Here is a 24281-nt window from a genome sequence, read left to right as displayed (position 1 = left end):
CGCCGGGCGACGTCACCGCTCAATTCGTACTGGCAATCTCCAGGTGCTCTCCGGCGTACGCAATGACGATCTTAGAATCGATGATCTGAAAGTAAATGCGCATGCACACCTGGTTGCCAATGCCAGATCCAACCCGCAGATGACGCTCGAAGTACATCCGCTGGCCTTGGTAGCTGAATTCACGCTGAGCGCGCATCTTGCCGCAATTGCTGGTCGCATCCGACTCCTTGGCGACATAGGCGCCGCCAAGGAGTTCGCGTGACACAGAGTCCGGGTTGCCCGCAGCCAGGGAGTCGAAGTAGGGGTTCACCAGCGTGTCCAGCAGATCCAGCATGCGCTCGGAGTAGGCAAACTTCTCCGACGCCTTCGCCGACTTCCACGCTGACTCCAGAATCTCAACGCGATCACCGGAAGTCACCTGCAGGTACGCAAGGACGTCGACCGGAGTGATGCCCTTGCGAGTTGCAATACGGCGCAGTAGAGATGGCTCGACTTCAGGCGCGAACTGTTGAGTGGGAAGTGGCCGGGCATCCGCAGCCTGGCGAAGGCGATGAGCCTCACTCTTCGCTACCTTCAGCTCCTGCTCGAGATGCTGGTTACGGTCCTCTGCATCAGCGAGCTCACTTCGCAACTCCTTCACCACGTCAGATTCGGGAACAGGCTCCACTACCTGAACGGGCTGCTCTTTGCCTTTAGACTTGGCCTTCTCCTTGAGTTGCTCCGCAGGAGCCGCCAGGCGTTGCCAATCTGCGAAGAACTCTCGCCAGTGCTGAACCTCGGCCGCGTAGGTCTTTATTTCCGATTCGAACCACTCACGACTCGCCAGTATTTGAGTCCGGCCTTGCTCTGCAAGATCAGCCAGCTTGAGCATGTTCGCCGCGGTCAGGTTGTCACCCAGATCCTTGATTTGCGACTGAACCTTCTGGACTGCGTCCATCTGCCTCTCTGCACGCTGTTGGAACGCCAGAGGCTCCTCCTGCAGAAGACTGGTACAGATGGCTTTTCGCAAGATTTGTACTGCCTCCAGGGTTGGAGTCGGCAGTTTCTGAATAGGCTTGTTGAACAGATCACGGGTGAAGACTTTGGCGTCCAACGGAATCTCGGTCGTGGCCGAGTAGGACTCCAGAGAGTCGAGCAAGCTGTTCCAGTTGGGCGAGCCGGTATTACTGACAAAGTCGGAGTAGATTTCGTGTAGCACCTGGGAGTCGGGGCGCGCCGCCAAAAGCGTTCGTTCCAGTTCGAAAACCTTCAGCTCCGAAGACGAAACGCGAGTGAGGCCCGACTCAATTTTGGGAGCCCGCCGTTTGACCTCATTGACACAGGCAATAAAGGTTTCAGTCCCTACCGCCTGCCAAAACTCTCCAGCACCAGCTTCATCAGCCACCTCGACTCCCGCTAGGCCCGCATATCCAATCTGCCGAACCCGTGTCGACGACGTGGCGATCAGACGATCCAGCGGGTCAGGAAGCAGCGACAGAAGTGTCGTGATGGCCATGTCGATGCGGAACCCATCCGTCGACGCGAGATTGGGCCGGTGGAATGCCTTCAGCAGAGCACCAATCGTTAGCAGGGTTACGCAGTTGTGCCGAGAAAAGCCGCCATGGTCATGGAGACGCGATGTCCAAGGCCAGATCGACTCTACGGCCCGGGCAACCTCCGCTGCGCTACCTCCATTACTGAGTGATCGTATCTCTCCCACTTCAGCACCGAGCAAATGCTTGAGGTTGGCCTCCAAGCGGCTAGCGGGGAAAAGATTGGCTGCTTCATCGGCCGGAAATGCGTCCACGATCGCGGTGAAGCACTGCGGAGAAATGAACAACGAGGTCAGCGCGGCGTGGGGCGGTACACGCATCAGCATCCGCGTATCGCCGAGGGCGGAGATCTTCGCTTTGCATATCTGTTCAAATACGCTGGCCACCGCTTTTGCTGAACCATACCAGGCCGTCCAGGCTGCGCCCTGGCTCCTCTGATTCACAAATGTCGCTGGCAGTGGAAGGTTGCCCAGTAAACGCTCACCGTTGATGCCTGGAGAGGCTCCGGCGGCGGTTAGTTGGTCAACGGAAGCTGATGTCGATATTGTCTCATCAGCCCGATTGTGGGGGAGGGTAAGGATGTTCAAGTCGGTATCACTCCGGAGTGCAGGAGCTTTCGGACTATAACGATCGAACTCTGAATTCCCACCCACACTCTGGTCCTGAACGACCTCCACCTGAGCTTCAGTGGGTGCTGTGCACTCGCTCGATTCGGGGGCGGTGACGGCCTCTACAATCGCGAGGCTGTCGACCTGCTCGGTGTTCAGGACTTCTTCGCTCTCGGTGATCTCGTCCTCGTAGATGTCGGTTGCCCGAGGCATGGGGCGGGACAGGAACTGGATCAGTTTGGGGCAAGGCGGCTCTTCAGCGATGAAGACAGGGGACAGCGCCTCATTAACCGGCCGGGCTTTGGAACCCACGAACTCAATGTCGTGTTCGTAGGAGAAGTTCTTGAGGAAACGAAGGCTGACACCAACCAGTTTGCTGACCTCTTTCATGGTCATGGTCTGGGCCAGCTCTTGGACGCGCTCCAGGAACTTGTTCTGGCGCTCCCAGTGCGCTTTCTTGGAAAGCAGGTCGAGTTGCGGCGGTAACTGGAGTTCGTCTGGCTTGAGCAACGGCTTTCGCGGCTCAACGCGCTTGGGTTCCTTAGACAAGCGGATCTCCTCGTACTGCTTGAAGATCGACTTGCTCTCCTCTTTGGTTCGGAGCTCAGGATCTGAGAACTCGATGTTGTTCCGGGCGGCATAATTGCGAAGGAACCCGGCACTAACTCCTAACAGGCGGCTGGCTTCTTTCAGCGCGAATCTGAAGTCGTTCGCATACGAGAGAACCTTGTTCCGAAACTCCTGCTTTGCAGCCTCATCCGCGGCCAGCGCCCTGGCCTGAAGATCATCGACAGAAATCGTCGCACTCGACAGCATGGTACCCCCCTCCAATGGATCAGGGGGGAACACCCAAAAAGGTGCGCTCTACTAAAGCAGAAACCGTCCCTTCGCTCTCGGCGAATGGAGGCGAAGGAACCGAGCCACAGGCTGGTACCGGCTTTAGTAGAGAGCACTGCTCCCCCCTCATTTCAACGGACCCCACGGTTGCGTAATCGCATACGCGCGGAGCTTTATGTGTCTGCTCTGAGACATCGGGCAGTGATATTACTAGGCCATGCCATCTGTGAAAAGCTTCACATCCAAATATCGGGCGCCAATTTTCCGCCGAAAATCGGCCTTTGAAGCCCTGGAGGTTTGATAAACCACTGATTTTTCTTGACCATAACGCCAGATTCATTCCCGAATATGAGAAATGAAAATGCTGGCAAAATGGCGCCAAAAAAAGCGCGTCTTGGCTTGAATCCACAGCTTGCCTCGTTATGCTGGCCATTCACCTCCACTGCTACGATGCCCGAAGTAGAGACTTCGTCAGGTGCAAGGAGGCTGAAAACCATCAGACAAGGAATGAAGTACCTGTGAACAAGAGCACCCTGCGCAAGACTCTGCTGGCGGCATCGATCGCAGCAAGCACTCACGTATACGCTGTCTCGGGCGTAACCGACCTGACCCAGGATGTCAGCGGTGATACCGAAGTCGCCCTGTCGCTCAGCGAACACGGAAACGTCACCCTGACTGGCAATGCTCAGCGCATCGAAGGCGAGGATGGGGTTGGCTTCGAAGGCGTGAAGATCAACGGCAATCTGGTCAACAACGCCAACATCACCGCCCGCGGCTCGGCTGTCGACGGGTTGGACCTGGACATCAGCGACGACCAGAACGCCACTCGAACCGAAGTCACCGGCGACATCATCAACAACGGCAACATCGACCTGACCGGGGCCGGCGCGGTCGGTATCGTGATGGACGGCGTCCGTGCCAACAGCCTGATCAACAACGGCAATATCGACGTCCTGGATGATCCGGACGGCGTAGAAACCGACAAAGCCCGTGGTATCGAGATCGGCAACACGAAGCTGGAAGGCGATGTCATCAACAGCGGCAACATCGTCGCCACTGGTGAAGGCGCGAAGGGTATTACCGCCTTCTCCAACGGCGCTGACCTGAACAACCAGACCAAGATCGGCGCCGATGTTGAAAACAAGGGCAACATCTCGGTGTCCGGCGACAACTCCATTGGCATCGAACTGGACGACGTGCAGTTTGGCCACGACATCCTGAACAACGGCGGCATTTCCGCTGCGGGCGACAATGCGATCGGCATTTCCGTCGACGACACCCACTACAACGCCATCGTCAACACCGGCCTCATCATCGCTCGCGGTGCCGACTCTCGCGGCATCCTGGTGATGGACTCCACCGGCCCCAACTCCGACCTGGGCAACAACGGCATCGTGAACAGCGGCAACATCGTTGCCGACGGCATCGCCATCCAGATCGGCAATCGCCCGGGCAATGGCAGCGGTACGGACCACTTCATCATCACCCAGAACGGCGGCCTGATTCAGGGTGGCGAGAAATCCATCGATGGCAACATGCAGACCATCCTTCGCTTCAACGGCGGTACCATCGCCGGCGACATCGAAGGCCTGGACTCCATGCAGGTCAATGGCAACGCCAACTTCATCGGTGGCGAAATCGAAGCCGATGACGTTCAGATCAAGGGCGGCCAACTGAACCTGTCGAACCTTCACACCGACCTGACCGGCAACCTGAGCATCGCCTCCGGAGCAGCTCTGCAGGTCCGCCTGAGCGACAGCACCAACGTGAACACTCCGGTGGTCAGCGTCGACGGCACCGCCAGTTTCGCTGCCGGCAGCAAGCTAAATGTCACCGCCAACCCGGGCGACTTCACCGGTACCCGCCAGGGCACTGCGTATACCCTGGTATCAGCGGACGACATTCAGAACTCTGGGCTCGAAGTAAAGAGCAGCTCCGCTCTGCTGCAGGTCAAGTCCTACGAAATCGGCGAGCAGCTGGTCACCGCCGTGGTTACCGGCAAAACCGGTGACGCCGCTCAGGACATCCTGAAAGGCCAGGGCTCCAGCCGTAACGCGCTGAACGCCATCACTCCTTTCGTGGACTCGGTCATGGGCAACATGAGCAGCGACGACCAGGTCTTCCAGGCCTTCGCCAACGCTTCTGAAGCTGAACTCGCCAAGCTGGCCGAGCAACTGGCACCCCAGGTGAACGGCGGCGCTACCCAAGCTGCGATGGGTACCCAATCGCTGGTTTCCAACGCCATCAACTCCCGTCTGGGCTCCTCGTCTGGCATGTCCTCCGGCGACGTTCTGCAAGAAACCGGTGTATGGATCAAGGCCCTGCATAGCGATGCCGACCAAAACCGTCGCAATCAGATCGAAGGCTTCAGCGCCGATACTGATGGCATCATCATCGGCGCCGACGGCAAGCTGAACGAGCAGACCACCCTCGGTCTGGCCTACAGCTACGCCACCAGCGATGTCGACTCCGACGACGGCAACAGCACCGATGTGAAGAGCCAGGCTCTGATCGCCTACGGCAGCTGGAAGCAAGGTCCGGTCTTCGTCGACGCCAGCCTGACCTTCGGCAAGAACGACAACGAATCCAAGCGTCACATCGCTGGCACCACCGCGAAGGGCGACTACGATTCCGACCTGTTCGGCCTGAACGTCCTGGGCGGCTACGGCTTCAACGTGGGTGACGGCTACATCGTCGAACCTCGTGCAGCCCTGCGCTACAGCAACCTGAAGATCGACGGCTACACCGAGAAGGGCTCCTCCGCGGCACTGTCGGTAGATGGCCAGCGCATCGAAGTTGCCGAGCTGGGCGCCGGTGTGCGCTTCGCCAAGGACTTCAACGTCGGCAACGGCACTCTGAAGCCGGAAGTCACCCTGATGACCTACCACGACTTCGCCGCCGACCAGGCTGACACCACCAGCGCATTCGTACTGGGTGGCAACGCCTTCGTCAGCAACGCCGCCAAGCCGACTCGCAACAGCTACGAGGCTGGCGTAGGCGCGGAGTACAGCGTCGGTGCCATGACCTTCGGTGCCTCGTACAACTACCTGCGCAAAGCCGACTTCAACGCCGACACCTTCTCGCTGAAAGCTCGCTACGACTTCTAGGACATACCAGGAAGTCGTTCCGCAAATCACAATGGCCCGCCTCGTGCGGGCCATTGTCCATGTGACCGAGGAAAGCCGATGTACATCGCCCTTAACCGCATTATCCTCGCCGCCGGCGCGCTCCTAGCCCTCTCAGGCTGCGCCAACAACGTCAACCTCAAGGAAATCTCGAGCGGGTCCAGTCTGCACCCTGAGGTATTGCTTTCATCCCCCTACAATATCCAGGCCTTAGTGCCCGCCGGTACCAGATACCGCACACTTCGGGTGTACATCGAGGGCGATGGCCATGCCTGGGCCACCCGAACACAACCGAGCACAGATCCTACACCTCACACGTCTCTGATGGCTCAATTCGCGGCTGAAGATCCCGCGCCAGCAGCGTACTTGGCCCGGCCTTGCCAGTTCGTCATCACTGGTGCATGCAAACCAGCGCTCTGGACGTCCGAACGCTTTGGGCGGGCGTCTGTTGATGCCATGAACTCCGCCTTGAACAACCTGAAATCCCGGTACCGGACTGAGTCCTTCGAACTGGTGGGATATTCCGGCGGCGCTGCCATAGCTTTGATCCTAGCCGGCGAGCGTGATGACGTTGGACAAGTTCAAACCATCGCAGGGAATGTCGATCCTGTGACCTGGACGAAGCTCAAGAACATCACCCCTCTGCTCGGATCGCTCTCGCCACTGGAATACTCGGCTCGCCTCGCCGGCATCCCCCAGAGGCACTTGATCGGCCAAAACGACGAGGTGGTGCCTGCTGAAGTCGTACGAGCGTATAGCCTGCAGGTCCAGGCAAAATGCCTGTCCACCGTCGTGGTGCCAAGTGCGTCTCACGACCGCGGCTACGCCGACGCATGGCGTGCGGTAAGGGATCTGCCTTTCAACTGCGACATGAGCGGCAGCCCCCAATCATCCCAGGCTGAATAGCCCTAATTTCTTTGAAGGACGCGGTCATGCAACAGCAGATCATCATCCAGCCAGAAGGCAGCGAACTGATCTACGAGGTTCTCGTCAGCCATGACGGCGGTACCGTCTGGGTCAACTGTTCGGACGGCAACAGCGTTGGTCGCTTTTCCAAGCATGCCGGCATTGACCTTCATCGGACGATCGCAGAGCAGATGGCGGGGGAGGGCCAATGCCTGGACTGCACTCACGAACCGGCCGGGCCCGAAGAATGGGAGCGATTCTGTGGTGGGTTGACACAACACTTCAACGTCACCCTTCCGCCGGATCTCATTCGATTCCCATAACTCCATCGTTCTCAGAAAGGACATTCCTACTGATGTTGAAGAAATTGAAGGATCAAATCGCCGTCCAGTGGGGACGGTTCACCGGTTGGCTCGACGTACTCGAGCGCCGTTGGAAATCGTACTGGTTGAAGAGGGTCGCATCCGCAACAGCATTCGCTATGGTCGCAGGCTTCACCTTGCTGGCCCTATACGGCCCGGCTGTATCCGTGAGCTACCTGGTGACTGCGGCCGGCCTATTACTGGTAGCGCTAAGCCTTCTCGTGCGGTTCAAGTTCTTGCAGGACCTGGCGACATTGTCAGGCGTTGCCCTAGCCGCCTGGTGGTATGTTCAATCCCTGCCTGGCGTCTTCAACCCGGTCCAGCACGTGAGGTTCGACGCAGAACCTCAGACGTCTGGATTTTTCGTCTTGCCGAAGACCAGGCCGCAAGGAAAGTCGCAAATCGATGACTGTGATTTCGACTCAGCAAGCTCCACGCTTACATGCTCGGTGAGGGTTGTGCCAGTTCCACCTGAGAAGACGGTGGAAGCTCCGGATGACAGGTTGTCACTGCAACCGTGAAAGAGAAAACCGCCACAAGGGCGGTTTTTTTACGCAACCTGATCTTCAAGCCAGGGATTACCAGTTTCCAACCAACGGTCACCACATAAGCCATCCGCCGGCACGGGCCACGGCGCCTTTTTCTCCAGATCAGATGGGGATTGCGGCGAGCGGAACAGATCCAGCTGGTCTTCCCCGGCAGTAGTGGCTTGGTGGGCTGCGTTCATCTGATGTGCCTGAAAAATCTTGGTTGAAGCGAGGTGTAGCAGGTTATCACGACGTTACTCGTCGTCTTCCAGACGCTCCGCGATGCCTGGGAAGACCTCACCATGGCCAGGCTCCCACCGCGGCGCACTGAGCGAGGCCGGCTGACCGATGGCGAGCTTGCCAAAATTGAACTTGGGCTGAACGTACCCTTGGGCATTCTGAACACTCTTCCAACCCACATATCTCATCATGCTGATGAGGTCCCAGCCCTCGTCGATCGCCCAGTTGGCAAAGCCATGTCGGAAGGAGTGGCTGGTGTAGCGCTGCTCTACGCCGGCGGCTTCGGCTACTCGCCGCAGGATGGGACCGATAGCGGAACTCGAGAGCCCCTCATCCGCCATCCGCCCCCAGCGAGTGATAGGTCGGAAGACGGGCCCATAGTGAATACCAGAGTCTTCGAGCCAATGCGTGTATGCCCTGACGGGGCAAAGCTCGATGAGGGCCGGCACGATGAATTCCTGGCCAAGTGCATCACGGTCATGCTTGGTTTTTCTAAGGAAAATCCGCATATCCCGGTCTGGAATCACCGTGATGTTGTGTGCTTCGATCCGGCTCAATTCGTCGCTTCGGAAGGCACGCCAGAAGCCGATTAGCACCAGCGCGCGATTGCGTGAAGCGGCCAGCTGCTTGGCGAGATCGCCGGCAGAAATTGCGGCGCGCTCAGCGGTGTCTAGGTAGTCGATCATCTTGCGCAGATTCTCGATCGCGATGGGGAGGGCCTTCTTGGGCGCTTTGTTGAACAACGCCCGGATGCCCTTCATGGTCCGCTTCACCTTACTCTTGGTTGGGTCAGGGAAACCGAACTCTTGGTGCCACTTCGCAATGGCTGCAACTCGCAACTGCAGGGTGTTGACAGAGAGCTCTCCAGCAAAAGTGCGGACGTAGCGATCCACCATCTCCTCGGTGGCAGGAAGCAGCCCCCCATTGCTTTTGAAATGCTCACGAGCCTGCCGGTAGGCCTTGTCGGTGTTCGGGCTACCTGCGGCGCTATCGATGAGGGCTGACTTCAACTCGAAGTCCATGGCCATCACCTTGTTGCCGGCATTGTCGTTGTCGGGTCGCTTACTCATAGTCAAGGTCGCTGAAAGGGTCTAAGCATCCTAACGCAGACCTGTGCGATTTGAACGCTGCCAGTGGTCCCGGCAGCGCCCTCGCGTGTCGAATGTGATTATTGCTTGCTCTGGCCCCACATCCGCTCAACTACATCGTCTTCAAGCTTGTAGCGCCCCTTCGGGCACTCAACGATCCATGGCGACTTTCTGGCCCGGGAGTTGAAACCCACCAGCTTGCAGGGGCCCAGGCTGGTATGCGGTTTAGCTTGGGACACGTCGTATCCGTAGAGGTTGGCTGCTTGTTCGAGTTCAGTTTGGGCTTTGGACTTTGCGCCCTTTACCGTGGCCTCGACCTTGATCGTGCAGGTCCCCTGCGGGTCGTAGGTGATTTTTCCAGCCTCAATGCTGATTTCGGGATGGAGGTTGGCCAGTGCGCTGTTGATCAAGCCACGAAGAACCTTGAGGTTGGTGGTGTTGAAGCCGGAGGTGAAGTCGGTCATTTGGAGCTCCTTCTGAGGTGCTGTTGAAAGGTGACGACCATTCTCCGGCCCCCTCACTGTGCCAGAAGCCAAACCTGGAAGAATCCCAACATCAGTCCTCGTACTCCTGTAGCAAATCACCCAGGCCGTCACTATCCCGAGAAATCTTCACCTCGGCCGTTATCATCACCAGTACCACCAATACTGAGTTCGCCTATGAAACGTGCCATCGTTTTGTCACTCGTACTTACATCGGTAGCCGGCTGTGATGCCCTAACCGAAATGGCTGCCAATGTCAGCCAGGCGTTTATTGCCCAATACCCCGACCTGCAGAAGCCGATCAGCCTGGTGTTCGTTCCGGGTTACAAGGTCATGATCGGCGGCAAGGCCACACCGATCACCGGGGAAGACACTTGCCCACCGCAGGACGGCGTTATGGCCAAATTGTTCGGGCCCAATCCCTATGAGGGCAGCAACAAATGTGTTGAGGTTTCGCCGACAGCGACCGAGGTGCACGTGAAGTTTCCCGACGTAGCTGCAGGCGGGAGCCTGAAGGAGGAGAAGTGGAGCGTCCTGCGCGATGGGGGTCGTGTGGCGCTTCGCCGGCCGAATGGTGACTTTGTGACTCCGGAGAAGTCCTGAAGTGCAGCGTGGCGACAAGCTGAAAAGCTTCAAGACCGAGGTGGTGATTCCGCTGTTGATCCTGGGCTTGATCGCCATCTGGAACATGGATCGGCTTGCGGCAACATTCTTCGAAGCCGAACACGCCACGGTCAGATTGAAAAACTGCGCCAGCGCCGAGTGCGAGTTGCACGGCACTCTCCGGATTGAACCAATGTCCGGTGACTACCTCCTGACCAGCGTTGAGGGAAGGGTCACCCGCTTCCCTCAATCCTCTCTGGCCAGCGCTCGCTGGCCGGCCAAGATTGCCAAGTAGGCAAGCCTACTGATTCATAACGACAGGCTGAAGCATCGTCGGAAGGACGACCGGATCGATCACCTGGGTCAGTAGGTGATCATGCCCCTCCACGTGCCAGTTGGCCCAGATCCGCCCCTTCCCATCAGGCTCCAGGCTGAGCCAGTTTCGTTCTGGTACCAGGTAGTGGCCCTTGAAGCCGATCGGCAGCATGCGGGCGTGAACACCGTACTCAATGACCTCTTCACCTGCCCCGAACTTCTCCATGAAGTAGACGGCAACTGCCGGCGGCGGTGTGTGCACAATCCCCGTAGATACCAGCTGGAAGATGGCTCCAGCACCATTTCCATGCTGTGGCAGCATCGATTCGATTACAGCGGCGGCAGCGACGTGGACATCACCGCTGACGATAGTCACCCGAGTGCCTTTTGCCGAGAAGTTCAGCAAGCGCTTGATCAGTCGCTGCCTTTCGTCACGGTGGGGTTTGCTACGCCAATGATCGCGGAGATCGTCCTCGAGCTCCCACTGCCCGGGCAAAGCATTGAGAGCCACCTCCGCGGCATTCAGGTCAAGGTAGGCGACCGGTAGGCTGGAGTACACGATCAAATGCTTGTGCTTGGAGGTATCGAGCTGATCCAGCCAGGCGAAGATAGCTTCCCAGGTGTACTCCGAGACAATCTGTGTCGGGCTAAGGCCGTCAGGACGTTTTAGGTCAGGGTGACGTTCGCTGCGCAAATCCGGAACCAGAAAAGCGACCTCGCCGAGACCGGAGTAGGCAAGGCTGAAGCCTTTGGCCTGCGGACTCTGGTTAGGTACCGCAGAGGGGTGGACTTCATCCTCAGCCAGCTGCTGCTGAAAGAGCCTGTAGTACCGCGTCGCCAGCCGGAAGAGGTTCTGGTAGACGTCGCACTCATGCAGGTCCTGAGGATATGAGCCCCACCCATCGGTGATGTCGTGGTCGTCCCACATGGCCACGTAGGGGATCGACTGCAGCATCTCGCGCGGGCCGGCCTGATTCCAGCGCTGGACATAGAGTTGGGTGAAGTATTCGTCGACCTGCTTTTCCAGCTTTCGTGACCATTTCGCAGCTACCTGCTTGCTATGCCACAGATCTGCCCAGTCCTTCATCTCTCCGGGTATCACCATCAAGTCATCGGTGTAGACCTGGTCTCCCCCCATGACCAGGACATGGAATTCTTTACCCTTGATCTTGTGACGAGCAGCCATGTCGAACCAGCGTTCGTTCTGCCTATCCTTCACCTTCTTGCGGTACTTGTCAGCAGAGAACCCGTTGCACGAGCCATAGGCAACCCTCGGAGACTCCCCAAGGGCAGGAACGAAGAAGCTCGCCTTGCCTCCTGACACACTGCAGGAGCACTGCTGCGACTTAGCAGCTTTCTGAGACGTTGATAGGTCTACCCTCCAGACATCCTGGGTTGGACTTCCGAATGGGATCGAAGCGATACGGGTGACCTTGTCGACCACGCAGTTTGTGGGCTCAGGCTTCGGTTTGGGGTCACCTTTATCCAGGACAACAAGAGCAGAGACTTGGTACAGATCGTTGTGGATACCGCGGAAATGAAGGATGGGACCGAGTAACAGGCTCATGCGCTGTCCTCCTTGACGTAAAGGTATGAGCCCCGTCCTCGCTGACTTTCAGTCACCCCACAGCGCCGGCCGCAGCTTTCTCGATGGTTGCAATGTGATACTAGCCGGTGCCTGAGAAAATGCTCGATCGCCCGAAGTCTCTATGTGGCGCGGACGTCAAACCCGAGAAACCGCAGAGCCTTGGCCATGCGTCCGTTGATTGGGGGCACCTGTTCTGGCTTCAGCGTTCCGACCAGCTCCAATGCACAGAATCGGCCGAAGGAAGCGAGTTTGTACTTCGGATCGTAAAGTACGGAGCCAATGCGTGCGGCAAACTCCTCGTGGCCATGAATCAGGTAAATCAGGGTGTCCTGAACACGACCGAGGTCCTCCCGGTTCCCTTCCCAAAACTTGGCCGGCAGAGCCTCGGCGCCACCCAATGTGAAACGGAGCTGCTCGGAGAATGCGTGGACACACATCAGTGCTGCAGCGATCTGCTCCTTGCTGCTGGCACGAATCGACTCCGGGCTCTCCATCACCGCGTGCAGTGTTTCCAGCAGTTCGAAGTAGTCCTCTGGAATCCGAGGAGTAGCGGTGGAAAGCCATTCCATTACCAAGGTTTGGATTTGGGTCCTTCGATCTTGAGGCCTGCGGATGGGGGCATCCTGCCACGCAGCATCTCCTGGGGCGTGCTCGAGTCGCACCCAGTTCAAGTAGCGGTTCACCTCCGGTCCCCATGCAAGGCCGTTGAATTCAGGTCGGCGAGTGCCTTGCTCACGAAGGATTGCGGCGACCTCCTCAAACGCCGGCAGGTATTGCTCATAGATAGTCTTCCTCAGATCACTGAGGTAATGCTGCTGAGCGGTCTTATGTCCGCTGCCGGCAAGGACAGTTGGAGGCTCTACATCAGCGAGGCTTTGGAATGGGGTATCCCGACTGTCCATCCGACTGGCCTTCTCCCAGGCATCCTTGAATTTCAGATAGACCTGCCTGGTTAATACCTCGGCACTGTCCCAAAGCACAGCGAACAGCGCCTCGAGGTCTCTGATCCGCTCTTCATCGCCAGGCTGGTCGAGCAGAACGACTGCTTCTCGGTTGCTGACCAGGCCGCCATCCGTGAGGTTTGCTGAGCCCAACATGGCCACGCCATCGAAGAGGAAGATCTTGGCATGGAAGCCATCCGTGAAGTACCGGATGGAGCAGTTGTCGGCTTCGAGTGCTTGGCGCAGGGCGGCGGGATTCGTCGCTGGATTGAGCCCCACCAGGAGATCTATCTTCGCGCCACGTTCCGCAGCCTCCAATATCTCGCCCGGGCGAGTGAAGTAGGGCGCTGCAAGCCGGATATGCGACGCTGTAGAGATAAGCCGCTGGAAAGGCCTGAGGACTTGGTCCTGGCCGGGGCTGTTGGTGAAGATGCTGCTGTCCGCCATGCTGACAACCTGTTCCGTGATCTTCAGGACAGGCTGGCAGCAAGGAGCGGGGACTTCAACTGAGTCGGCGCGCGATTGAGAAGAGGGCGGCCCGTTCCGCATCGAGGTCGGGGCGGTGGAGGAAGGGGAGCCACTCAGCCGCCAGGTCCTCCTCGAGCGCGTTACGAGGGACGCCTGGCCAAAGGTTACCAGGGGGGCTAACCACCGGCACAACAGATCTTCCTTTTGCGTACAGCAAGCCCCAACGGGCAGGAAGATCTTCCGGCCGTATCAACCCCTCCGGGCAGAGGTAGAAACGGTAATTGCCCAAGCCTCCGGAAACCCGCTCCGGCTTCAAGCGATCGGCCCGGAAGTCACTGAGGCTGACCTTCACCTCAATCACTCCGGAACACATGGAGCGGAATCCCAGAACATCGGGCCGCTCACGGCTCCCTGCTGCCCAAATTTCGGTAGTAACCACAGGGAAGCCGTTCTTCTTGAACCACCTGGCCCCCATGGCTGTCAGCTTGTCATGCTCCGGACTCGGCATATTCCCCTCTCTTTTTTTGACCTGATCAATGGGTTCAGGCGTCAACGTCTTGGGCATTCGGCGGCGGCGCGGGCAAGGTTAGGATTTGCGCCAGGTCATAGACGTACACCTCGACGCTGACCAGCTTGGAAGCGTGGTCGCCTTCACGGCTGACGAACTGGGCGATCTTGTGCGTCCCCGGGAAGCTCTGGGCAAACAGCGCCCGAAGCGCATCGCGGGATGCCGGGCAGTCGGTCACGCCTTTGCCGTCGTCGTCGTGCAGGACAAAGCCACGGCGCTCCAGGTCGGCCAGCCAGAGCGCCTTGCGCTCGGCGTGGGACAGATGCTCAGCGCCGGCAGTGAGCGGTCGAGCAGAAAGGGACTGCAGGGAAAATCTCACCTGCAAGCTATATTCCCCGAACTGAATTTCGCTGGTATGGCCGAAGCCCTCCAGCCGCCACCAATCGCGCAACTGGCGGGCCAAGTTGCCGAGTGCCGGCTGTATGGCCTCCGCCGGCATCTGCCGGCCCAGCAGCGCCTCCAAGTCGCGAATGCGCATATTGGCCTGACGCAGTTCGCCGAAACGCTGCTCGATAGTCGCTTTCGACTCCGTATCGACGCCGAGCAAGCGGCCTAGGGTGGCCAGCTCAAATTCGGTCGTTTCCATCGCCATGCGCGCCTGGGCACGGGTCAGGCCAGGCACGGTGCTCTGTTCAAGAAGGAACGGCAAAATGGCGAGACTCTGCTGCGCCTTCTTGACTGTGGCCTTGATGGCGGCCCGCTGGTCCTCGCTCAGATCCAGAGGCACCTGTTCGGCGGGGTCGTCAGTATGTTGGGTAAGGCGGTGCACTGGTCGAAACTCCTTTTGGCGCAGCGGTGGGTAAGTGCTCTTTACCCTGATTAATCCGCCTTGTTGGCAGCTGAGTCAGCCTCGGCAGCGTGAAGTCGTCGCTGCTCAGCTTCTTTCAAGTCATTTGATCGACGCATCTCATTAGCGATCCTGTCCAAACTGGAGGACACCCACCCCAGCCCGAGCAACAAAAAGGGCGCAAAAAACAACAAAAACCAGAAATCCAAAATGATTCCTCCTGCAATTAGCCGCGAAAAATAGCCCGCTTCTACGGCCTCAGCCCAGCGATTGCTGGGCTTAAGCGGTACTGCGATCACTTCCCGAGACTTTCGGGGGTGAAGAGCACTTTTCTGTTCTTGTAGAGGCTCTGATACACGTCGGTGGGAAGGGAGGCTATTTCCGGGATTGCCTTGACGTCCTGGATTGCTTTGACCGCGGAGGTGTCAAATGCCTTATTGCCGCTCGACTGATGAACACGGACTTGCTTGATCACGCCCTTCCGATCCATCTCGATTTCGATGGTGACCTGCATGCCATCCTTTGCACTAGCCGGACGGTGCCAGTTGCTACTGATTCGCTCCACCAGCAGGCTATCGACTTTGTCAGGAGTGACCGGCCCATCGACTTTCTGTTCAGTGTCCAGCAGCTCGGCCAGAGCCTTGGTCTTGGGGCCGCTGACTCCGGTACCGACGCTTGGGGTAGTAGTAGATCCTGGGGCAGACTTGGCCTCGCCAGTTGTTGCTCCCAGCGGGCTGGCGTGCACAGACGACGGAGGCTTCCCGTTACCATCTTTGCCAGCTGCCGCAGGGCTGCGAGCAAGCTCGACCACTTCCTTCACCAGCCTAACCACACCCTCGATCTTGGCATCGGCGTCGCCGGCACGCCCCTGTAGATCAGCAATCTCTTGCTTCAGCTGATCGACTTCTCTGGCGTACTGGTCGGCCGTCTTCTTCGCGCCCAGAGCGATGAAAAAGCCGCCCGCGGAAAACGCGAGCACCACGGCACCAACTGCAACGGCCATCAGCGCATTCTGTTTCTCGTTCACACCGATCCCCCTGGGTTTACATCGAAGAAGGGAGGATAACGGGCGCTTCCGATGCTCCAAAGTCAAAGGGTCGCGCGCAAATCCCCGTCCGTTGGATGACGCTGAACAAGAGACCTGATCAGCCGATCGCCATGGCCATCCTCCGATCATGCAAAGAGTCCGCGTCCTCCTGACCAGATTGATTGCCAATCAACTCCCGCCCCCTTGCACTGTCCAAACTAAACCCCCGGCGCAGTTTGATACCAAAGAGGCCCATAGCGTGGGCTAGGGTGTACCAACTGCTGTGCTGCTTGAGGGTCAACGTGTCTCCGTGCACCACCACGGCAGGAATATGCAAAAGACTTAGTTGCAGATACGCCATGTGGACGGCCCTGCAGTCGATATCGACCAGGGTGGCGTGCAGGTGCTGCTGGTAGTTGATGCCCAATTCTCGCAGGCGAAGTGCAAACGCGATGACCATCGCACCAGCCCCACAAGAGGGTTCCGAAAGGGTGATGAACCCTCGCTCCTCGATAAGACTTTGAACATGTCCTGTATCAGCAAGCGTCAGGTCCGTAAGGACCTGGCTGATCGATTCTGGGGTGAAAAACTGTCCACTCCGAGAATTCGAGCCGCCTACCTCCATGAACAGCCTTCCCAAGATATCGCTGGGGTCTTTTTCCAGGGCCTGCTGTAACTCATCGAGCATTGCACGGAATAGGTATTGATCCTTCGGCTTGTACCTTTGGATCAGCCGCATGTACTGGGCTTCCCGGGCCTCCCGGTGGAGCACGTCTACTGCGTTTGAGACCGCCACGGCTGCCATCTCGCAGAAGTCTTGAAAGACCTCGCGGGGTGGGTGGTAGCCCACCGAATGAATGAGCTTGGCCAGGTTGTCGGTGTGCTGCTTTGCGGGTGACATACTGCGCTCCATCAGTTTCTAGATGGGCGCAGTATTCGGTGGGATAGGTTGTGCCAGAACCGGTGCCGCTTGGTATGGTTGGTCAGCTCTTACGGCGGGGCAAAGCCCGAACCTCCGGTCCAATTACGAAATCGTGACCAGGTGGGGCCTGGACATAGTCCGCTTCCGGTTGGATAAGCAAGGGGGCAATGTCGCAGCCCAGCTGCTCGACGTTTCCGAGCTTCTCTAACTCTTCCTTCAACCAAAGAACCTTCGCATCTATCTCGTGATAGGCGACTTCCCACTGCAGGCCGATGTAGCCATTACGTCGCTCCTGCAGTCCTTCCGCGATCCGGTTCAATTGCTTATCGCTCGGCTGCAGCCAGTGAAGGGCCAGAGGATTGGTCAGAAAAACGGTCCCCGGCCTCACATCCAGCGTCAGGAACTGATTGTCGGACCCAACCTGGGAGAACATGTGATCAGCCTGAATCGCCAGGTTGATGAAATACAGCCCCTCCCAGTCTGGATCGGCATGAGGCCATGACTCACAGCATGCCACCCAAAGCGTGGCGGTGGACAGGGGGTAGGGAAGGTCGTTGAGGCCAGCGGTGTGGATCTCGATGATGGGGCTCAATGAGGAGGTGACAACCTGCTCTGGGATGGCAACCGCAATTAGGGACTCTGCATCTACGGCGAAGGTATTCATGAGTCTTCTCGAGCTTGAGGCCGGTAAGGCGAAGTCGGCCAGGTAGAGTTAGGATCAATGGGCCAGGTGCGGTCGGCATACGCCATCGCAGCTTCGCGGGAGCGGAATCGACGGCGCATCACCTTCGAGGGATGACCAATATCCGACTTGTCACCGGTAATGTACGGCGGCCACGCCAGCCAATAGTCGGCTTCTGGCTGATCGTTTTCATCATGCGGCTGGGCCGCACCCGCCATATCCCGGCGCGTCCAGCTGCTCGGCCTGAACTCTCTCCAAGTCGGGGTCTGGCTATCCATAGGTTACTCAACAGGCTCCATCTGCCGGCGAGCTGAGGCAATGCGCGGGAGACGTACTGGCCTGGCAGATAGTTCCTGGAGGTGCGCACCCAGATCGAAGTGGCCCGCCGCGCGCATCAAGGGCACTATCCTCATTGCCCTTGCATCCCCTCGAGGGAGAAATACCGCCCGGCCGTCGAGGTGGCGAGGCAACGGTGTCCAAAGGAAACCGGCCCGGTATTCCCTCATTGCATCGAAGAATCGTTGGAAAGCCTCTGAATCATCATTCAGGGCAAACACCTCATACTCGCCAACCAGCCGAGACACCGCGGCCTGAGAAAGGCGGTGGACGCGCAGAAGGCCTTTCAGAGGAACGGGAACTTCCAACCGGGCAGCCAGGTAGCGGCCAGCCACGAAATGATGGGAACCCCCAGAGTTCATCAAGAAAACTCGGCCGTCCCACTGGTGGCATGCAAAGAAGTCGTCGGTGGAGTCGCGATGAAGGATGCGGATCTCGTACCACCCCAGGCTCTTTTCAAGGTTCGCGTGAGTGATCTCCCCTACGAGATACTGCGTCCTGGCCACAGCCATAGCATCGAGGCTCTCGAAATCTCGAAGCTCCGACTTGGAGGCACAAAGCCCCTGGACATCCTGGATCTCACACTCCCAGGACTCGACGATCTCTGTGTAGCCAACGTTGGCCAGCGCATCGATGGTGTAGTGGTAGCTGCAGAATTCGGTTCCAACAGCCTTCCATCCAAGCAGCTCCCCCGGTGCTCGCCAGTTTCCGGTCAAGTAGCTCCCCTTGCCCCACTCGTGCCACCGAACGACCTCTGATGAGGCAATCGAACAGGGCTGTCCTGGTAAATCGAACCTCAGATCGCGGTTTTGCTGCAGCATATGCCCAAGGGAGGCCGGATGCCCGAGGCAGTCCAAACTGAAGCGAAGGACCTTTGCCCATGTGTCACGCATAACGCCATTCTCCGTTGTGTTGAATCCCAACCATTGTCGGGGCTTAGGAGGCTGCATAGCTGTCAATTCGCCCCAGTTGGAGGGCCGACCCCACGGCGCGCCATCAGTGTTTGAGGATAACGGGCAAGGGGCTAGTCGAAGAACCTTCGTGGGATTCAGCGGCCGAAAGCAGCAGCAATCTGTGGATTGAGCCAGAACCCTGGCCGTCCACGGAACAATTCAGCGCCAGTGCGGATGTGCTGCAGCATCAGTTCGCCCGACATCCAGGTGCGGCCGAGCAACTCGGCTGCCAGGGATGTCATGTTGCGACCGGCCCAGGCATCCACTACAAGATCGCCTTCCTCAGTCAGAAACTGAATCAGGAACTCGGGAATCGAAAAGGGCATCGGAGCACCGTGGGTCGGCAAGCCAAGGGCCTCTGCGGCTTTGCGGTGTTGAGTGCCGTAGGCGCAACGGTGTCCACGGGTGATCACGTTCTTCGGGATCGATCCGGCAGTCTCGTTGCTGAAGCTGCCCGGACGTAGGCGATATGCGCCATCACCGTAGTTCGTGTGGCGTTTCTCGCCACCATTCTGGATCAACCGCAGATGCCGTTCGGAATGCGGCTGGAGGACGCGGTTGTTGTTCGATTTGCATTTCAGCGGGTTCTTTGCGAACCAGAGTACAGGCTCATACCCCACATTGAGTTGCTGACGGGATTTCGAGGCCCACTGAACCGGACCAGGAGCCTTTGCGGGGTTTTCCCAGATGAGCCGGTCCATCAGGTAGAGTCCAAATCGATCACAGACTTCCAGTACCAGGCGCTCCACATAGGTCGAGCGCGCCGGTAGTCCCGGGAGGAAGCAATCCTGCGATACGTTCAAGACGAGACTGCCTTCTTCTGCCAGCGCCTCGACCACAGGCTCGAGCGTGGCGCAGATGAAGTCGACGATTTCCCGCTCATCAGGGTTGCCGTAAGCCCTTTCCTTCCTCAACGGGTACGGCGGAGATTGGAGCGCAAGCACGACCGGTACAGTGAGCCTTTTGAAGATATCCGCGCTTGGCCCCCAGATCGCCAGGCCCAGGTCAGTACGAAAGCCGAGCACCTTCACACCAGACTTCGCTGGATTGAGGTCGCGTTTGGCATCTTCGGTCAAGCGCCACACGCCGCGCTCTCCGTTGACGCGCTCGATGATACCCATCTGTTTCAGTGATTGCTGAGTCCACCGGATAGCGCGGCGAACCAGGCTGTGTTTCTGCCCACTCTCCCCAACAGGCGCAAGCTCGTTCAAGGCTTCCGTAGAAACGCCAAGGTGGTTGGTGACGATCTCGTAGAGCGCGGTGTTCGTCAGGGGCTTGTCGGGGTTGGCCTTGTAGATGCCCGCAATCTGGTCGACGGCGAACAGTTCGCCCTGACCCGGGGCGCTGACTTTGTGTTTGAGTCGGGTGGTGCGCATCGTTTCATTCTCACTCGCGGCCGCAGATTTATCGCGGCGGTTCGATGGAGCTGGCCAACTGGCCAATTGATCACCCGGAGATGATCAGGGCGCTCCGGCTGTGCCAGAACCCGTGCGAATGTGATTCAGGTTCGATGATGTCCTTGAATGGCCTTCATTCGTTCGTAGGTGCGCAGGGCACTGTTCCCCTTACTCCAGTCGATCCCCACCTCATCGTCCATCAGCTGATGGAGTTCCTCCCAATGCGAAACGAGAGCAGCCCATTCGCGTCCGTGGATGGCCATCTCCGAGATTCGCGCCTTCCACTCGGGTACCAGTTCCAGCAGGCGCAGGCATCGACCCAGGTCAGAAGGATCGGACGGTGTGCAGAAGCCATCCTCGGGCAGGACGCCCATCATGCTCGACCAAATCGCTATAGCGGAAAGACCCGTATCTTCCCCTACGATCCACTGGGAAACGCGCTTGAGAAAATCGTTGTTCATTGCAGCTCCAAGACAAAAGAACAGGGCTGCAGATTACTTGGTGGGTAGGCCTGAATCAGTTGAAAGGGGGGGGATGAAATTCAAGTCGGTGCATGCAAAGCCGATCTTGTGAAGACATCAATACGAGAAGCGAGCAGGGCAAGAGAGGGACGAATTCCGCTTATAAGCGGAAGACGACTATAGTCTGAATCCCCAAAATTCCAGCTTTTCGCGTGTCAAGCTGGGACAGCCTTATCCATTTTCGTAATCACAACGTGGCCTTTGGCCGCGCACTTCGAAACCTGCGAAAAACTGCCAACCTCACTCAAGAGCAGCTTGGGTTTGAAGCTGGTCTAGATCGCACCTACATCTCGGTCCTCGAGCGCGGGGAGCGTTCGCCCACGCTTGACACTATCGTTTCCCTTAGCGACGTGTTCGGCTTGAGCGTTCTAGAGCTCGCCAGTCACATCCAAAGTCAGTTGGACGAGATGCATGACAACCAAGACTCTTCGCGAAGCCCTTAATCACTACCGTGAGAAAGTCTCGATTCTCAAGAAGGGCTACAAGCAAGAATGCTATCGCATTCAGCAGATAGCCAACTCGCTCCTGGGTGAGAAAATCGTGCGCGAGATCACATCTGTTGACATCGCGACTTACAGAGATGAAAGGCTTCAGCAGCTCAATGGCAAAACTGGTCAACAGATCTCGCCGGCTACCGTTCGCCTCGAGATGTCCTTGCTGTCGAATCTGTTCGAGCTTGGACGTATCGAGTGGGGCATCTGCGATGACAATCCAGTCCTCAAGGTTAGAAAGCCCAAAATGCCGCCTGGCCGTGAGCGTCGGCTGACCTCAAGAGAGGAACGCCTGATCCTCCGTTACGCCCACAATTATGGGAACTCTGAGCTCTACGCGATCATCATCGTTGCCCTGGAAACAGCGATGCGGCAAGGTGAAATCCTCAACCTCTCGTGGGAACACATCAACCTCAAAACGCGCATTGCACATCTCCCCGATACGAAGAACGGAACTCGCCGAGATGTCCCTCTCTCCATCAAGGCACGAGACGCCTTAATCCAACTAGGTGTTGCCGGCAATGGCCGGGTGTTCTCCTACACGAACGCCGGACTCAAGACCACATGGCGAGTCATGCTGCTCCGGCTTGGAATTGAAGACCTCCACTTCCATGACCTGCGTCACGAGGCGATTAGCAGGCTCTTTGAGCTTGGAACCTTGGACATGATGGAGGTCGCCGCGATCAGCGGTCATAAATCGCTTTCAATGCTCAAAAGGTACACCCATCTCAAGGCGCAGCGCCTCGTCAAGAAATTGGAAGGAGGTAAGAGCCGGGGCCGCCAGGTGGTCATCAACCACCTTGTTCCGTATCCCGCCTCTGTAGCTCGGACAAGCAAGGACGTGACGATTCGGCTGCTGGACTTCGAAGGGCTGACGGCTTCAGCTGCTACGAAGGAGTCTGCGATTACCTTGGCACAGGACCAACTGTTGAGGCGCCTGATGACCTCGATACGGGACGCCGAAACCATACCCCAGCCGGATCAGTACCTGGACATCGTTCATGAGGCGGACATCGTCATGATCGACCCGCTTGCAGCAGCATAATACTTTTTTTCAGCGAAAGTCGCGGGCATCCCTGCCTGCAAAGCCACGGAGCTCGGGGCGTTGGGCCAACTGCAGCTGGAAAAAACAGGAGAAAGTCTCACCTCGGCAAAACTGCATCCGTGAAGCGTTTTGAAGGAGGAATATCTGGAATTTTTCATACAGGCAAGGTTGCCAATTCGGGGTGTGGCGCGGCGGCAACGGAACACAATCCCTCGTAGGTGGATACGGCGGCTACGCAAGTTGCAGGCGGATTTACGAACTAAACAACAACCCTGTTTATTGCGAGCAAGGTGAAACAGCCGCGGGAATCTACATAACCACCGAGGGCGGAGGGCAGTCGGCTAACTTGTTGTGCTGTAGTTAGAGGTCCTCTTGCCAATCCGGTGTTTGGAAGGTAATTGGTGGATTAGGCTTAAGCCAACAAATATCTGGTGTATGCCAGCCGCCATATCTGTCATCCAAGACATGTCAATTAGCAGATTCAAGTTGGTATTGCACTCTCACAGGAGTATCTGGAGCAGGTGAGGATGAGGATGGGTACATCTATCTCAGTGGAGGAAATTGGTACATGTATACCTATCGTGGATCTTGGCCCGCCAAGTATAGATGGGCATGTTTTAAATAGCGCTTTGCCAATCCGGTGTCTGGCGGGCAGCAGAAGAAACTAAGATCCTGAGCGGCCGAGCATACACGTCAATCTGTGGCTCGTTCTGGTCGAACCAAGCGGAGAAGATATGCGACTCAATGCCATATATTGATGTTGTATTCGAAGAGGAAATGCCAAGCATTCCTCAGGTTATTGTTTCGTCCGAATTTCTTTTTCCATTTACCCCATGTGCCCATGGTGCAATGGACGCGATAGACCACCGGGTCAACAGCTTAACTACCAAGGGATTCAGGTTGTATGGGGGAGCCAGTCCTGCGTCAACAGCAATTTCTTCATGCGGGTCTGAACCAGCTTCAGGTCGTGCAGTAAGTTTGTTTTCTTGGATGGCTATAGCCAAGAAGTTATGATTGCCAATCCGGTATTACTTAAAGATACACCTGCCAAATTATCCCCGCGATCAGGCAAGCTTGCAAGATTTGCCTGATAAAGATTGAGCAAGGACTTGTGGGATATTTGTAACGACAGCCGCTGTGCGCTTTCGAGAGTTTATGGTATCAATATAACTGCATGACCTGTGTAGTTCTAAATAATACCGGATTGGCAAAATGGTTAGAATTGACAGCAAAAAATTGTCGAGTAGTCGTTACTGCCAATGATAATCCCAGAGGAGCTACTGGACCGCCATCCCTGCCCGTAAGTATCCCACCCGATCTTTGTATAGCCCGCGGGGCAGGCATACGTTGTTACGTCGTTGGCCGAATATCCAGGTATCGTATATGCCTTGCAGGTAGGTGCGCCTCCTCCATTCATTTTCCACATACCGGATTGGCAATGGGGTTAGTGGCAATCGCTATTCCCCCAGCATTTGACAGGCCATGTGGTAGCTGTCGAGGCTTTTGTCGTTTATTAAACCAATGAGAACCGCCCCGTCGGGACAGTAAGCAGACCCGGAGTTCGAGGAGTCGTGATAGGACACGTAACCGCCTATCACTTTGTCTCCGAGCTTAACTCCCGTAGGGGAAGTCCAAATGCCGGATTGGCAAAACTATTTGTAGCAGTAAACAACTTGCGTTCCACTCCCGGAGTAAAACCAATTCCCATTGCTGAAGGTTAAGGACTTTGAATTCCCGCTGCCGTAGTTAAGCGTACACATGGTCCAAGCCCCTAAGGAGGACCCAGAAACACGGTAAGGGCCATCAAGGGTTCCTTTGCTGCCAGTCCAAAGACCGGATTGGCAATCATAACTTCTTGGCTATAGCCATCCAAGAAAACAAACTTACTGCACGACCTGAAGCTGGTTCAGACCCGCATGAAGAAATTGCT

At 57.3% G+C, this 24281-nt stretch carries 22 protein-coding genes and 1 pseudogene; 8 read left to right on the top strand and 15 right to left on the bottom strand.

The window, feature by feature from the left end; all coding sequences use genetic code 11:
• Positions 1-19: 19 nt before the first annotated feature.
• Positions 20-2956, bottom strand: coding sequence for a hypothetical protein (locus RN02_RS02545; RefSeq protein WP_010792942.1), 2937 nt, complete (start codon positions 2954-2956; stop codon positions 20-22).
• 539 nt (positions 2957-3495) lie between these two features.
• Between RN02_RS02545 and RN02_RS02540 the strand changes: the two genes are divergently transcribed.
• From RN02_RS02540 to RN02_RS02525, 4 genes are all read left to right on the top strand, one after another.
• A complete protein-coding gene (locus tag RN02_RS02540; protein ID WP_021018613.1) occupies positions 3496-6084 on the top strand; it encodes an autotransporter family protein in 2589 nt (862 codons plus the stop codon).
• A 78-nt stretch (positions 6085-6162) separates the two neighbouring features.
• Positions 6163-7008, top strand: a complete 846-nt coding sequence (locus RN02_RS02535; RefSeq protein WP_010792944.1) for an alpha/beta hydrolase — start codon at positions 6163-6165, stop codon at positions 7006-7008.
• Between the two features lie 26 nt (positions 7009-7034).
• Complete coding sequence (locus tag RN02_RS02530; protein ID WP_021018614.1) at positions 7035-7331, top strand: hypothetical protein; 297 nt, start codon at positions 7035-7037, stop codon at positions 7329-7331.
• A 32-nt stretch (positions 7332-7363) separates the two neighbouring features.
• Positions 7364-7891 (top strand): hypothetical protein, encoded by a 528-nt coding sequence (locus tag RN02_RS02525; protein WP_021018615.1) that lies wholly within the window; start codon positions 7364-7366, stop codon positions 7889-7891.
• 29 nt (positions 7892-7920) lie between these two features.
• Here RN02_RS02525 and RN02_RS33680 read toward each other — a convergent pair whose 3' ends face one another.
• From RN02_RS33680 to RN02_RS02515, 3 genes are all read right to left on the bottom strand, one after another.
• Complete coding sequence (locus RN02_RS33680; protein ID WP_021018616.1) at positions 7921-8097, bottom strand: hypothetical protein; 177 nt, start codon at positions 8095-8097, stop codon at positions 7921-7923.
• A gap of 54 nt (positions 8098-8151) precedes the next feature.
• A complete protein-coding gene (locus RN02_RS02520) occupies positions 8152-9207 on the bottom strand; it encodes a site-specific integrase (RefSeq protein WP_010792946.1) in 1056 nt (351 codons plus the stop codon).
• A 98-nt stretch (positions 9208-9305) separates the two neighbouring features.
• Positions 9306-9689: a hypothetical protein gene (locus RN02_RS02515; protein WP_043312972.1), complete on the bottom strand. Its 384-nt coding sequence runs from the start codon at positions 9687-9689 to the stop codon at positions 9306-9308.
• A 195-nt stretch (positions 9690-9884) separates the two neighbouring features.
• On the opposite strand from RN02_RS02515, the gene RN02_RS02510 reads away from it, so the two are divergent.
• Positions 9885-10310: a hypothetical protein gene (locus RN02_RS02510; RefSeq protein WP_021018618.1), complete on the top strand. Its 426-nt coding sequence runs from the start codon at positions 9885-9887 to the stop codon at positions 10308-10310.
• A gap of 1 nt (position 10311) precedes the next feature.
• Positions 10312-10605: a hypothetical protein gene (locus RN02_RS02505; RefSeq protein WP_010792949.1), complete on the top strand. Its 294-nt coding sequence runs from the start codon at positions 10312-10314 to the stop codon at positions 10603-10605.
• Between the two features lie 6 nt (positions 10606-10611).
• On the opposite strand, the gene RN02_RS02500 is transcribed toward RN02_RS02505, so the two are convergent.
• The 10 genes from RN02_RS02500 to RN02_RS02455 all read right to left on the bottom strand — a co-directional run bounded on the left by RN02_RS02500 (position 10612) and on the right by RN02_RS02455 (position 20755).
• Positions 10612-12192 carry an alkaline phosphatase D family protein gene (locus RN02_RS02500; RefSeq protein ID WP_010792950.1) on the bottom strand — a complete coding sequence of 527 codons (1581 nt, stop codon included), beginning with the start codon at positions 12190-12192 and terminating at the stop codon, positions 10612-10614.
• A gap of 140 nt (positions 12193-12332) precedes the next feature.
• Positions 12333-13601 (bottom strand): phospholipase D family protein, encoded by a 1269-nt coding sequence (locus RN02_RS02495; RefSeq protein ID WP_010792951.1) that lies wholly within the window; start codon positions 13599-13601, stop codon positions 12333-12335.
• A 563-nt stretch (positions 13602-14164) separates the two neighbouring features.
• Positions 14165-14959 (bottom strand): hypothetical protein, encoded by a 795-nt coding sequence (locus tag RN02_RS02485; RefSeq protein ID WP_043312968.1) that lies wholly within the window; start codon positions 14957-14959, stop codon positions 14165-14167.
• A gap of 50 nt (positions 14960-15009) precedes the next feature.
• Positions 15010-15276 (bottom strand): hypothetical protein, encoded by a 267-nt coding sequence (locus RN02_RS33045; RefSeq protein WP_125862946.1) that lies wholly within the window; start codon positions 15274-15276, stop codon positions 15010-15012.
• Complete coding sequence (locus RN02_RS02480; RefSeq protein ID WP_021018620.1) at positions 15273-16004, bottom strand: energy transducer TonB; 732 nt, start codon at positions 16002-16004, stop codon at positions 15273-15275. The genes RN02_RS33045 and RN02_RS02480 overlap by 4 nt, the downstream gene beginning before the upstream one ends.
• A 118-nt stretch (positions 16005-16122) precedes the next feature.
• A complete protein-coding gene (locus tag RN02_RS02475) occupies positions 16123-16905 on the bottom strand; it encodes an N-6 DNA methylase (protein WP_010792955.1) in 783 nt (260 codons plus the stop codon).
• A gap of 82 nt (positions 16906-16987) precedes the next feature.
• Positions 16988-17590: a hypothetical protein gene (locus RN02_RS02470; protein ID WP_021018621.1), complete on the bottom strand. Its 603-nt coding sequence runs from the start codon at positions 17588-17590 to the stop codon at positions 16988-16990.
• A 299-nt stretch (positions 17591-17889) separates the two neighbouring features.
• Positions 17890-18660 (bottom strand): DUF6685 family protein, encoded by a 771-nt coding sequence (locus tag RN02_RS02465; protein WP_202034894.1) that lies wholly within the window; start codon positions 18658-18660, stop codon positions 17890-17892.
• A gap of 332 nt (positions 18661-18992) precedes the next feature.
• Positions 18993-20273 carry a site-specific DNA-methyltransferase gene (locus tag RN02_RS02460; RefSeq protein WP_021018624.1) on the bottom strand — a complete coding sequence of 427 codons (1281 nt, stop codon included), beginning with the start codon at positions 20271-20273 and terminating at the stop codon, positions 18993-18995.
• Between the two features lie 125 nt (positions 20274-20398).
• Positions 20399-20755 carry a hypothetical protein gene (locus RN02_RS02455; protein WP_021018625.1) on the bottom strand — a complete coding sequence of 119 codons (357 nt, stop codon included), beginning with the start codon at positions 20753-20755 and terminating at the stop codon, positions 20399-20401.
• A gap of 212 nt (positions 20756-20967) precedes the next feature.
• Between RN02_RS02455 and RN02_RS31985 the strand changes: the two genes are divergently transcribed.
• Both RN02_RS31985 and RN02_RS02450 read left to right on the top strand, forming a co-directional pair.
• The gene (locus tag RN02_RS31985; RefSeq protein WP_244632834.1) at positions 20968-21258 is read left to right on the top strand and encodes a helix-turn-helix domain-containing protein; all 291 of its coding nucleotides are present in this window, start codon (positions 20968-20970) and stop codon (positions 21256-21258) included.
• Complete coding sequence (locus tag RN02_RS02450) at positions 21227-22351, top strand: site-specific integrase (RefSeq protein WP_042931316.1); 1125 nt, start codon at positions 21227-21229, stop codon at positions 22349-22351. The genes RN02_RS31985 and RN02_RS02450 overlap by 32 nt, the downstream gene beginning before the upstream one ends.
• Positions 22352-23567: 1216 nt before the next feature.
• Here the strand turns inward: RN02_RS02450 and RN02_RS34145 are convergent.
• A pseudogene (locus RN02_RS34145) lies at positions 23568-23774 on the bottom strand (shufflon system plasmid conjugative transfer pilus tip adhesin PilV); the annotation flags it as partial.
• Between the last annotated feature and the right edge of the window lie 507 nt (positions 23775-24281).

Origin of the sequence: Pseudomonas sp. PI1 (assembly GCF_000812405.1) — a bacterium.
GTDB classification, from domain to species: Bacteria; Pseudomonadota; Gammaproteobacteria; order Pseudomonadales; family Pseudomonadaceae; genus Pseudomonas; species Pseudomonas citronellolis.
The sequence above is the reverse complement of the archived record's forward strand: the minus strand, read 5'-3'. Positions and strand labels throughout refer to the sequence as shown.